The organism is Peribacillus asahii (assembly GCF_004006295.1).
In the GTDB taxonomy this organism is placed as follows: Bacteria; Bacillota; Bacilli; order Bacillales; family DSM-1321; genus Peribacillus; species Peribacillus asahii_A.
In genome coordinates this window covers 872,645-885,962 of sequence record NZ_CP026095.1, presented here as the reverse complement: position 1 = coordinate 885,962, position 13,318 = coordinate 872,645, and the positions used below count along the sequence as shown (strand labels likewise).

At 35.8% G+C, this 13,318-nt stretch carries 8 protein-coding genes and 1 pseudogene; 8 read left to right on the top strand and 1 reads right to left on the bottom strand.

The window, feature by feature from the left end; genetic code table 11:
• Positions 1-26: 26 nt before the first annotated feature.
• From BAOM_RS04455 to BAOM_RS04445, 3 genes are all read left to right on the top strand, one after another.
• The gene (locus BAOM_RS04455; protein ID WP_127759220.1) at positions 27-1,136 is read left to right on the top strand and encodes a methionine biosynthesis PLP-dependent protein; all 1,110 of its coding nucleotides are present in this window, start codon (positions 27-29) and stop codon (positions 1,134-1,136) included.
• Positions 1,136-2,320 (top strand): cystathionine beta-lyase, encoded by a 1,185-nt coding sequence (gene metC / locus BAOM_RS04450; RefSeq protein WP_127759219.1) that lies wholly within the window; start codon positions 1,136-1,138, stop codon positions 2,318-2,320. Before BAOM_RS04455 ends, metC begins: the two co-directional genes overlap by 1 nt.
• A gap of 309 nt (positions 2,321-2,629) precedes the next feature.
• Positions 2,630-4,723, top strand: coding sequence for a peptidoglycan D,D-transpeptidase FtsI family protein (locus tag BAOM_RS04445; RefSeq protein WP_373995332.1), 2,094 nt, complete (start codon positions 2,630-2,632; stop codon positions 4,721-4,723).
• Positions 4,724-5,029: 306 nt separating this feature from the next.
• Here BAOM_RS04445 and BAOM_RS04440 read toward each other — a convergent pair whose 3' ends face one another.
• On the bottom strand, positions 5,030-5,902 hold the full coding sequence (locus tag BAOM_RS04440) for a YitT family protein (protein WP_127759217.1): 873 nt from the start codon (positions 5,900-5,902) through the stop codon (positions 5,030-5,032).
• Positions 5,903-6,379: 477 nt separating this feature from the next.
• Here BAOM_RS04440 and BAOM_RS04435 point away from each other — a divergent pair.
• The 5 genes and pseudogenes from BAOM_RS04435 to BAOM_RS04415 form a co-directional block, all read left to right on the top strand.
• Positions 6,380-7,003: pseudogene (locus BAOM_RS04435) on the top strand (TIGR00266 family protein); the annotation flags it as partial.
• 203 nt (positions 7,004-7,206) lie between these two features.
• On the top strand, positions 7,207-8,547 hold the full coding sequence (locus BAOM_RS04430; RefSeq protein ID WP_127759216.1) for a tyrosine-type recombinase/integrase: 1,341 nt from the start codon (positions 7,207-7,209) through the stop codon (positions 8,545-8,547).
• Entirely contained in the window at positions 8,544-10,907 is a 2,364-nt protein-coding gene (locus BAOM_RS04425; RefSeq protein WP_127759215.1) for a tyrosine-type recombinase/integrase, read from the top strand. Before BAOM_RS04430 ends, BAOM_RS04425 begins: the two co-directional genes overlap by 4 nt.
• A complete protein-coding gene (locus BAOM_RS04420; protein ID WP_257467623.1) occupies positions 10,888-12,786 on the top strand; it encodes a tyrosine-type recombinase/integrase in 1,899 nt (632 codons plus the stop codon). The genes BAOM_RS04425 and BAOM_RS04420 overlap by 20 nt, the downstream gene beginning before the upstream one ends.
• Positions 12,744-13,304, top strand: coding sequence for a hypothetical protein (locus BAOM_RS04415; protein ID WP_127759214.1), 561 nt, complete (start codon positions 12,744-12,746; stop codon positions 13,302-13,304). Before BAOM_RS04420 ends, BAOM_RS04415 begins: the two co-directional genes overlap by 43 nt.
• Positions 13,305-13,318: the final 14 nt, after the last annotated feature.

Below are 13,318 nucleotides of genomic sequence, written 5' to 3'. Positions count from 1 at the left end.
GTATCTTTAAAGGAGCCGTGATGGTGATGTATAAAAAGGAAACATATCTTGCTCAAATTGGAAATAGAAGCGAAACAACTACAGGAACAGTCAACCCTCCTGTCTATTTCTCAACTGCTTATCGACATGAAGGAATTGGGCAATCGACTGGATTTGACTATACTCGTACTGGAAATCCAACTCGCCAAATTCTTGAACAAGCAATCGCTGATCTTGAATCCGGCGATCGAGGCTTTGCTTGCAGTTCAGGCATGGCAGCCATTGCGACAATCTTAGCTTTATTTGAATCAGGCGATGAATGGATTGTTAGCGGCGATTTATACGGTGGAACGTACCGCCTTTTAGAACAAGGGTTTAAAAAATGGGGCTTAGGCTGTAAATATGTAGATACTTGTTGTTTGAGTGAAATTGAAGGAGCAATTACTCCGCAAACAAAAGCCATCTTTCTAGAAACCCCAACAAATCCCCTTATGCAGGAAACAGATATTCGAGCTGTTGCCGACATTGCTAAGAAATATAACTTAATATTAATTGTGGATAACACATTCTATACCCCACTCCTTCAACAGCCAATTTTAGAAGGTGCTGATATTGTCATTCACAGTGCAACGAAATATTTGGGCGGGCATAATGATGTACTAGCTGGATTGATTGTCGCAAAAGGAACAGAATTATGTGACGCGTTAGCGTTCCACCATAATGGATACGGCGCTGTATTGAGCCCATTCGATTCTTGGCTTCTTATGCGCGGAATGAAGACTTTAGCTCTACGCATGAAACAACATGAACAAAATGCTAAAGCACTTGCTGAATATTTAACAAATCATGAATGCGTTACAGATGTACTTTATCCAGGAAAAGGCGGCATGCTTTCCTTCCGCATTATCGATGAAAAAGCCGTTAATCCATTCTTACAATCTTTACAATTAATTTGTTTCGCTGAAAGCCTTGGCGGAGTCGAAAGTTTCATTACGTACCCTGCAACGCAAACACATGCTGATATTCCGTTAGAAACGCGACTTGCAACTGGCGTATGTAATCGACTGTTGCGCTTCTCTGTTGGCATTGAAGATTATAACGATTTAACTCAAGACCTAGAACAAGCTTTTGCTCGTGTAAAACAGGAGGTATTATAATGAAAAACGGGGAACAATTTAGCTTTGAAACACGTTTGCTTCATAATGAACATAAAGTAGACCCATCAACTGGTGCCGTTAGCGTTCCGATTCAGCACGCATCTACGTTCCATCAATTTGATGTTGATCAATTTGGTAAATACGATTATAGCCGCAGTCTAAATCCAACTCGTGAAGCATTAGAAACGATTATTGCTGAACTAGAAGAGGGAACACATGGTTTCGCTTTCGCATCAGGAATGGCGGCCATCTCAACAGCCTTCCTATTATTATCAGCAGGTGACCATATCGTCGTTACAGAAGATGTATACGGTGGAACATTCCGAATGGTCACAACTGTATTAAACCGCTTTAACATTGACCATACATTTGTCGACATGACAGATTTTGAAAGCGTGAAAGCAGCGGTTCGACCGAATACGAAAGCTATTTATATGGAAACACCATCAAACCCAACTCTTAAAGTAACCGATATTAAACAAATTTGTGATTTCGCTAAAGAAATTGGAGCCTTAACGTATGTAGACAATACATTCCTAACTCCAGCTTTACAAAAACCACTTCAACTAGGGGCCGACATTGTACTTCATAGTGCAACGAAGTTCCTATCTGGACATAGCGATGTTGTAGCAGGACTTGCTGTTGTGAAAGATCCCGAGCTAGCAGCTAGACTTGGCACACTTCAAAATGCATTCGGAGCAGTACTTGGCGTACAAGATGCTTGGCTAGTAATGCGAGGGTTAAAAACATTATCTGTACGGATGGAGCATTCTCAAAAAGGAGCTCAAAAAATAGCGGAATATTTAAATCAGCATCCACTTGTTAAAAGCGTCTATTACCCAGGGTTAGCTGATCATCCGCAATACGACATTCAACATAATCAAGCAAGCGGAGCTGGCGCGGTTCTTTCATTTGAACTAGAAAATGAAGAAGCACTCCGAACATTTGTCGATCACGTACAATTACCTGTTTTTGCAGTGAGCTTAGGGGCCGTTGAAACGATTCTATCTTATCCTGTAAAAATGTCTCATGCAGCTATGCCTGCTGATGAACGTGAAAAGCGCGGCATTACTAATAGCTTACTTCGAATTTCCGTTGGATTAGAAAATGCTGATGATTTAATTCAAGACTTTGAACAAGCGCTGCAAAAGATCCAAGCAAGCCACACGATAACTGCACAATAATTGATAATCGCTAGGATAATTCATATATCCTAGCGATTATTTGTTACTGAAGCAAAAATAGCACTTATGACTCAATTAACTTTATGTCCCCCTACTTAATATACAGATTAATACAAATTCCTTACTTTTTAATAGTTTTATATACCCACTTATTGCATTGATTCATTTTTAAAAAGAGACTTAAGCACATTCAAGCTTTTTCTCTTCTAAACTGACTTATTGTAAAACTCCTGTAATTTTTGCAAAACCATAGAAATAAAAGTGAATTTTCTATATCATGGAACTAACGATATTTGTAAGGAATGATGAATATTGAATAAAGGGAAAAAGAAAAAGAAAAAAAGGAGAACCGTCTCTCTTCGATTGAATTTTCTATTTTTTATCGTTTTTTTATTATTTTCTGGTTTAATCATCAAGCTTGGAGTCGTACAAATTGTATACGGTGATGAATATTTACGCGAAGTTGAACGAACGGAAAATGATACTATTAGCACACCGGTTCCCCGTGGCAAAATGTATGACCGATACTTCAATCCAATTGTGGATAATAAGCCGCTTAAAGCGATTACTTATACGAAGTATCCAAATACTAAATCAAATGAAATGCTTGAAACAGCAGAGAAGCTTGCTACATTAATTGAGCAAGATACGGAAAAAATTACGGAACGGGATAAAAAAGATTTTTGGCTTTTAACACATCAGAAAGAAGCAGAAGCTCTTATTACTGATAAAGATTTAGAACTAGTTAAAAACCATAAATTAGAAGAAAAAGATTTATATAAACTTCAGTTAGAGAGAATTAAAGAAACAGAGTTGGATAAATTCACAGATGATGAGATGGAAGTATTAGCCATTTTCCGTGAATTCAACAGCGGCTACGCTCTCACCCCTTCTATTGTGAAAAATAAAGATGTAACAGAGCAAGAATTCGCAAGAGTGAGTGAACGACTAGACTCCCTGCCTGGCGTAGGTGTTACAACTGACTGGGAAAGAGACTATCCTTATGACGAAACGTTGCGCTCTGTTATTGGGAAAGTATCTTCTTCTGACGAAGGTCTCCCACGCGACAATATCGACTATTACTTAGCACGGGGATACAGCCGTAACGATCGTGTTGGGCTTAGTTATCTAGAGAAGCAATATGAAGATATTCTTCATGGGAAGAAAGCGAAGATGGAAGCCGTATTACGACAAGGAGAAGTCGTCGATACAAAACCACTTTCCGAAGGAGAACGAGGCAAAGACTTAGTTTTGACCATCGATATGGAGCTGCAATTAGCTGTTGAAGAAATTATCGAAACAGAATTACGAAGAACAAAAGCAAAAGGAAATACATACTTACTAGATCGAGCATTCGTTGTGTTGATGGACCCGAATACAGGGGAAGTATTAACAATGGCAGGAAAGCAATATGTACGAAACAGCGAAACTGGAGCCATGGAAATTAAAGACTTTGCACTAGGAAATATTACAACGTCCTATACGATGGGGTCATCTGTCAAAGGAGCAACCGTCTACACAGGCTTTCAACTAGGAGCCATTTCTCCAGGAACAACATTCTATGATACAAAGATGCGTATTGGCAGAACGTTAAAAGGTTCCTATGCGAATTTAGGTCCTGTCAGTGATGTTACAGCTTTAAAGAAATCATCCAACGTATACATGTTCCAAACAGCAATTAAAATTGGCGGCGGAAACTATGTTCCAGGTCAAGCTCTAAGAATAAATCCAAATGCCTTTTCCGTTATGCGAAATCATTATGCCCAATTCGGTCTTGGCGTACGAACTGGTATCGACCTTCCAAACGAAACACCTGGAGCAAGAGGACCAGATACTCTTCCTGGTTTATTACTAGACTTATCGATCGGACAATACGATACCTATACTCCGATGCAATTAGCTCAATATGTTTCCACGATTGCAAATGGCGGGAAACGTCTGCAGCCGCAAATCGTGAAAGAAATTCACGAGCCTAGTAATGAAGAAACGATTGGACCAGTCTTTCAACAAATTCAGCCGAAAGTATTAAACGATTTGAACGGCCAGGAAGTATGGATTGATCGTGTACAAGAGGGATTCCGCCAAGTCGCTCAAGAAGCCGGTGGAACAGCTGCTAAGTATTTCATGGGAAAATCATATAGACCAGCTGCTAAAACAGGAACAGCAGAAGCTTTCTATGACGGACCGCGTAAAAATGAGTTCAGCGGGCTAGTACCAACGACTAATTTAACACTCGTTGGTTATGCTCCTTATAATAATCCAGAAATCGCTATGTCTATCGTTGTACCTTGGGCCTATCAAAGCGGCGGCTCTGACGACATTAATAAACGAATCGGCCAGCAAGCTTTAGATACGTATTTTAAATTAAAAGAAGAACGAGCATCTGGTAAAAAAAGCGAATAGAAGAAGTTCACGGCTTTAAAATGCAGAACACAAAAAAACATAATAATAGCAAGAGGCTGTCCCAAAAAGTCATAAAAAATGGCTTTCAGGGCAGCCTCTGCGCTTAAATGGACAATTATCATATTTATTTTTTTAGATATATCTATCTTAAATCAATAAATATTTTGTTAAAACGCCTAAACTTTATGAGCCTATGCATCTCTAATAAGGAAAAAGGGATTTGCCGCAGCAAATCCCTTTTAATCCATTCATATATGTAACAGCGTCACGTTAATGACTTTAGTTGTTCTATTTTCACGTATGTAATTAATGAATATCCTGCTTTTTGAAGTTGCCTCCCCTAACTTCTGCTACGTCATATACCGTAACAAAGGCAGTAGGGTCAATTTCACGAATGATTTCTTTCATTTTGCTTTCTTCTAAACGGTTAATCACACAAGTAATTTCTTTAAATTGTTCGTTTGAATAGCCGCCCTCAGCCAGTTTATACGTTGCCCCGCGACCTAAGCGATCACGAATTGTCTCTACCATTAATTCAGGTTGATTTGTAATAATGTTAAAGGTTTTAGAACCGCTTAACCCTTCTTCAACGATGTGAATGACTTTAGAAGCAATAAAGTAAGCGATTGCCGATAAGATAGCGCCTTGAAGACCGAATATCGTGGAAACAACAATAAAAACAAATATGTTTAAGAATAAGATGAGATCACTTGTTCCAAAAGGTAATTTTCGAGAAAGTAATACGGCTAACATGTCAATTCCATCTAATGCACCGCCGTTTCGTAATGCTAGCCCCATTCCAAAACCGATGATAATACCACCCACAACGGTTACTAACAATGTATCACCTTGAATAATAGTTGGTACATGATGCATAAGAATAGTGCCGACTGCTAGTGAAGCAATACCGATAACCGAATAAATAGCAAAGCTTTTCCCAATTTGTTTATATCCTAAAAATACGAATGGAATATTCAATACTGCAATTAGAAGTCCCAGAGGTAATCCAATTAATTGTGAACCAACGATACTTAGACCTGTCACACCACCGTCTGATACGTTGTTTGGGATTAATACCGCTTCTAGTCCATATGCTGTTGTAAAGGCCCCAATAATAACCATTAATGCGCGTAAAACCGCCTTAAGTTTACGGGGTTTTTGCTTTGTAATTGCACTCATTCTAATGTCCTCGTTTCAAACTTTTTTCGTTTTTACACTTTTTTCAAGCATTTATGTAATCACACTTTAACCTTTTAGCCCCTCTCCAAGCTTAATTATATTCGTATCTTATTTTTTTGGCAAAGCACTTTTGAAAGCTCGAAGAACAATATAGTTCATGTTTATCTTCTTGCTTCTGTTATAGGACGTTGTTAGTTTTGGTATCCTACTCGCTCTCCCCAATACAATAAAAATAAGACTGTCCCCAAAGTCATGAAGGATATCATTCTAGGAATCCAGCCAGGGAATGTCCCTCATTAAGGTCATGAAGGACATCTGCCCAGAATCCAGCCACGAACATGGCCCTCATCAGAGTGATGAGTGAAACCTCTATCGGTAGAGCCACCACTTAAAGAAGCAATTTTTGTAAAAAACAGTCGCACATTTATTCAACCTCTTTTACAATGAAAGAAGACGTATAAAAATGGAGGTAGTCGGATGAATAATCATGAAATTGATTACAAAATTTTTGGCGATGATATGCAATTTGTTGAAGTAGAATTAGATCCGAAAGAAACAGTCGTTGCCGAAGCCGGAAGCTTTATGATGATGGATGGTAATATTAAGATGGAAACCGTGTTTGGTGATGGATCAGCGGGAAGTAGTGGAATCATGGGCAAACTGTTTGGTGCGGGCAAACGTATCCTAACCGGGTAAAGTTTGTTTATGACGACTTTTACAAACGAAGGAACGGGAAAAAGCCATGTATCATTCGCTTCTCCTTATCCAGGAAAAATCATTCCAATGGATTTAAGTGAACTAGGCGGCAAAATTATTTGTCAAAAGGACTCCTTCCTTGCTGCGGCCAAAGGAGTTTCAATTGGTATTGAGTTTCAGCGTAAGCTTGGGGCAGGATTCTTCGGTGGTGAAGGGTTTATTATGCAAAAGCTTGAAGGCGATGGCATGGCCTTCGTTCATGCTGGGGGTACTATTCACGAAAAACAACTGGCTCCGGGCGAAATGCTGCGTGTTGATACAGGCTGCTTAGTCGCTATGACGAGCGGTGTGAATTATGATATTGAATTTGTTAAAGGAGTAAAAACAGCCTTGTTCGGCGGTGAAGTTATCCAACGTTGGGAATATGTCCATCAGAACAAGTTAATAGAGGCTAAAGAAAACACAAGGATGTTTTTTTTATGCCCCTACCATACATTAAGCTACCTTGAATAGTGTCCACTATTATGATATGTTTATTTATAAGAGGATTGAGAGATTTATTAGAGAAACTTAGAGATTACTAGGGATTTTAGAGAGTAGGTGGATATGTGGATAAGATTATTGAATATAAGGGGTATTTTGGAGTTAAGTATAAGAGGCTTAGAGAAAATAAGCCATATGAAGTTATGGTAGCTGGTATCACCAAAGAATATAACGATTTTACATATATGATGGTTATAGGCACGAATGGGAAAGTTTATTTTGATACTTATAAATATCTGAATGGAGAATTAGGAAATGAGGGATTTAGCAAAAGAGAATTAGCACTTCGTGCTTTGAAATTGCTTTACTCATACATTGAGCTTTTTAACACTGAAATAAGATATTTAGATGTGGATGATAAGAATAAAATTATAGCTTTCCTTCAAGGTGGTCAAGGTATTGGGCAATATATATCGTATGACTTTAAGACCGTTCGAAAGAATGATACTGTAAATAATTATTTGGGCGTGTATAGAAGTTTTTTTCGTTATTTAGGAATTAAAAACAGCATATTTGAAGAAATAAGTGGAACGAAAAAAATCATAGGTAGTGGAAGTGCTTTTAACTCTAAAGCTAACGCACTAGAAGTACAAACATACTCAATGAACTTAAAGGAAATTAAAACGAAGGTAGTTCCAAAATACATAAGGTACTCTGAGTATTTGGATATCATAAAGCTAATTGAGGATAAATATACACTACGAGAGAAGATTATTGTTAAATTGATGTACGAATACGGACTTAGAATTGGTGAGGTTTTAGGTTTAACCTTGGAGGACATTCAAGGCGAGGACATAACAAAGCAAAAAGGCAAATGCCGATTAATATTAAGGAATCGTTTTACAGATGAACCTTGGCAAAAAGCAAAAGGTTGTTTACCGGTTATATCACGCGATACTTACAATAAAGATGAATATTATGAAGAAGATAACGGTTTTCAGATTGTTAAAATTCTACCTACAACGTTTGATTTGATTCAGGAATATATTGATGAAACTACCTCCCCTTTTTCAATGAGTGATAAAGCATACCAAAACTACTCCGAGAAGAATATAGCCGATAAAGTTAGCCAAATCGATATTGATAGAAACGCATATGTTTTTATTAGTAAGAACTATAAACCAATATCCGGTGGAGGTTGGAATGAGATTATGAAAAAAATTTTTAAAGAAATTGGGATTAAAGTTGATAAAGGAAAGAAAACTGACAATTTGAACCATCGTTTTCGTCACGGTTTTGCGATGTTTAAAGTGTTACAAGAAGAGTTTGATGAGTTCAAGTTAGCTCACGTTATGCGTCATTCAAATATAAACAGTGTTAAGAAGTATTTTAACCCTACAGAAGATGATTTAATTGATTTCGCTATCAAGCAAGACGAACTAACTAAGAAGGGTTTAAATCTGTGAGACGACGGACAGATGATAAACTAAACAATCAAGAAGTAACAACTGTTAAACAGCATATACAAACACACCTAAAAGATGAAAAATTTAAGTCCTTATTTTTGAACTTTTTTGAGGATGATTATTCACAACGAATTTTTACAAGACATAACCGTCAGACAATTATAAAATGTTTTGAAGAATACTTAATTACCATATTTGGAAACTACACTATCGAACTCATTTCTTGGAAACAGTATTGTTTAAGTATGAAGATTATCCGTGTTCGAAATTGGGGTGACCGGTCCTCCAGCGAACTGCGTTTAATTCAAAGAAATGCAAGAAAAATGTTGTCAGATTTATATCATTACCTAATAGAAAATGTACATTTGAATACGGAAGGTTTTAATGAAATCAAAGAAAATAAAGAATTTCTAATTTGGGAAGAACGAAAGTTCTTAGAAATAGACGAGTATCTAGTAGATAGAGTTGGCACTAACTTCCCTCTTGAGAGCTCACTAGATCAGTTGCATTTTATTCCGGAAGATCAAATGATAACGAGAGATAATAAGAGTAGTAATTCTAACATACTTAACTTAAACATTTCTAAAGTTGAAATAAAAAACTTACTTATAGGATTTTATCAAAGTGAGAATCGACAGACCCCTTTGTTAAGATGTTTTTTATACTTGTTACGGTACAGTTTAATGGCGGTGGATAAAGAACCTCAATCCATTACTGACTTTACATTTGAAGTTTTCAAAAAGCAGTATCGGTTTTATCAGAATCAGAGGCTGAATTATGTATTTCGTGCAAGTACTGATAGTAGTTATACACTTTCTCGATATCTCGTTCGATTTTATACATATCTTTGTAAGGTTATAAAAGAGCAGAACATTCAACACAATATCTTTGAGGGAACACTCTACAACGAACACATTTTAGGAAAAAACTCTTTTTCGGTTTACTATGAAAGAGGATATAAATTAATTCCTTATAATCCTTTTGAAGAGGTGCCGTTTGAAAATAGATGGCAACTAATACCTTCTGATAGTTATGCAAACACTAGTAAAAATAGGCCCTATGGTATTGATTTTTTACAAATTAAAGATAAGTCTCTTCGTGAAGATTTAAAACATTACGTTTGGAAACAGTCTAGTATGTCGGTAAGTTCGGTGGCAAGAAATATTTATACGGTCATTGAATTTCTGAATTGTATCTCTATCTATAAACAATTAAACGAACTTAATGATTATGTTGATGTGGATTTGTTGGAACAATGGAGTTTCTATATAGGAAGTAAAGAAACAAGCACAATGAATTGTTATGTCAAGAATTGTAGAGCTTATTTGAGATTTTATAAAGATAAATATCAAATTCCGCAATTGTTAATCGATATACTCAAGCAAAAACCACAAGATTATGATGGCGGTAACCCAATGACTAAACACGATGTCGATTTATTTTCTAAAAAGTTTCAAGAACAAAGATCACGAAGTATTATGGGAGAACTTTGTTACATAATTTTTAATTTGGCTGCAACAACTAAACTTCGTTCGGGCGAAATTTTAAATTTAGATAGAGACTGTATTTTAGAAAAATCTGAGCAAACTGGAGTAATTCAATATTATTCAAAAGTAACCGGCAACCAAAAGATTAAGTTAACCCTAGCGATTGAAAAGATTAACCTTATTGAAAAGGCTATACGTCTCACAGAAGATGCACATAGTAAAGCTAGTGCAGATATTGCAAAATATATATTTGTGAAAGAAGATGCCCAAAGAAAAGGTAGGATCGTAGATTTTATCTATCAATTTTGGAATGTCTTTTCTAAGATTCAAAAAAAACTAGAAGGACAACTTGATGGCAAATATCGTCCTTATGATCTTCGAACTACTTTTATAGACACTATATATACCGAAGGTATAAACGATGGACTACCGACTGCTGTAATCGCTGAAATGGCTGGTAATGGTGTTCACACAGCTAGGAAGTATTACCGTAAAACAACTGAAGCTCAAGAATATGCCGAAATATTTGCGGGAGTGACAATTTCGGGAGTTGATGTTTATGGAAACATTTTAAATGAAAAAGATGTTGAGGAACTTAATCCAGTGGAACAGGGACTTGGTGGATGTACACAAAAAGGTTGTGTAATTGACGATGAACAATACAAATGCCTTGTTTGTCCTCATTTCGCTACCACTGTGAATAGAATACCGTTATTTAAGAAACACATAACAAGGCTAAAAACACTTAAAGAGAGTACATTAAATAGCCAAGAACGAAGTCTAATCGACGCTGAACTTAAGTTATATACAGCCTATTATGTAAGACTACTCGAAAAAATTGGAGTTGAGCAAGATGTTTCAGACGATGTTTGAGTCCGTAAAGGAATTACCAACTTATACAAATGTGCGGGCGCAACTTATCGATATAAAACCCAAAACTTTTGTAGATTTTTCTGTAACTCCTACTATAAATTTCGCAGATGATTTATGGGTCTTTAACGAATTCAAAAGATTTCCAGGTGAGGATTGGGCATATAGTTACGATTTTAGGCAACTAGATATAACATATAAGAATTACGCTAAATATATGATTTTAAGAGAGTTATTTAATAAACATAATCGTTTTACAACTCTAAAGAAAAAATTCTACACCATAAGAAATTTTATTAATTATTTGTCCGAACATCATATGTTCTATCCAAATCTTATTGATACTTCTTTTCTAAAAGAATTTTTAGCTGACGCTCGATCGGAACGTAATCTATCAGATCAAAAACAGGCCATTAAGATGTTTTTGTCGGAGATAGAACTTAGAGTATCGGGTGTTAATTTTTCTGAGTGTTATAAGTATCTTAACAAGATTGATGGCAGAAAAATTAAGGCTGAGAGAGAACGAGGAAAACATAAATTTGTTCCGATACATATACACAATAAAATAATTTCTATCGCCATTAAAGATTTACGCAATGAGAATTTACGCATCACTCAACGCGCAGCTGCCTGTATGATTGTTTTATTAGCTGAAACGGGAATGCGTATTGGCGAATTTAGAATTTTGGAAGTAAATAGGTTGGAAGAAACAAGGGTTAAGGGTGAGCCTAAAGCCTTTCATCATCTCAACTTTAAGACTTACAAGACAGTGAAAGAAAAAGATTTCAAATGGACTAGAAGTTTTATTACAGAAAATGCCCTACTTGCTTATAAAACACTTACTGAGATATACAGAGAAAGAAGGAAGTCTCAATATTTGTTTGTTAATGATAAAGGAATGGCAGTATCAAAAACGATGTTACGTATTCGCCTCGTGCAATTCTTTTATCGACATCAAAATGAATTCCAGATTGATAAAATTATCGACCACGAAGTAAACCAATTTGCCGTGACGAGAAAGAGAAATTTTAAAACACTAGATTTTGTTCCAAATGATGAAATGGATAAAGATATATACTATGTTACTTTCCATCAATATCGAGTCGTACTAGCTACGATTTTATACAATAAGGGTTATCATTTAGATTGGATTCGTCAACATATGAACCATTTAACCGAAGAAATGACCCAACATTATATTCGACTTCAAGAGATGGAAAAATTAGAGGTAAATGCTGTCGAAACGTTGATGAAAAGGTCATCTAAGGACGGTTCGACACTTATCACAGATACAAATAAATCCTCTGATAAATATATAAGAGAAGAACTTCAATCTGAGCAATATCAAGAAATTTATGACCAAATAAATAAGTTTTTGAAAAAGAATAAACTTAATATTTTCAAGGATATAAACGAGATCGTATCTGTACTTTCAAGAACTAATAACCCGATTGCAGATATGGAATTAGGTATATGTGCGAAGTCCTTCAACAAACTATGCGAACGGAATCAATATATATCAAGTATTAATGATGCTTATTATCTCGGTGTTCAGATTCATTCGTTAGACGATTTACCACATTCGGTAAAAAGATTTCAGGAAAAAGCTAGCATCATTGCATACAATGAAAGCTTGTACAAAAAAAATACAAAGTATCGTAATGAATTTGAAAGAGAATTAAAAGGTATCAAAAAGTATATTGAGCGAAAATTGAACCCTGAGTTAATGTTACTTAAAGATGAGATAAGTATAATCGGACTTGAAACAGTTCAAAACAAATACCCCCAATTGGCAGAAATTATTGGGAACATTAAATTGATTGAAGAGGAAGCAGAAAAATGGAAAGAGAAAACATTATTGCCGCAACCCAGAACCGTTTAAAACAGTTTAGTATGAGCGATTTTAATCATTATAAAGAAAATACCCAAGAACAGTTTATTAAGATTGAAAAATACTTTCTAGAAGCTGAGGAGCGTATTTATAAGGCACTTAAAGTAGTAAATTCCATAAAATTCAATATGCGTGAGGTGTGTAATGAGATAAACATTTCTAAAAGCACCATCTATAATAATCCGAATACTCTACGTTTTTATATTGAAAAACGTATTGAAGATATTGAAAAGCAAGACCTACTACCAAAAAATAAACAAGAAAAGACACAGAAACGAATGTCAGAACTTGAGGATTTCCTTGATAGAGCCATTATAGATCAAATAGAATTTAATAATTTGAAACTGCATAATGAACAATTGCAAACTGAGGTTAATCGACTTGCCGAAAAAAATGAGTTGTTGAACTTGGAACGTGCCGAGCTTGTTAAAAAACTAAATGATATGGAACTAGAACTTAGGAGATTACGAAATAAAAAAGGAAATGTTGTTTCGATTAATAATGAATAATGGAACTAAGAGAT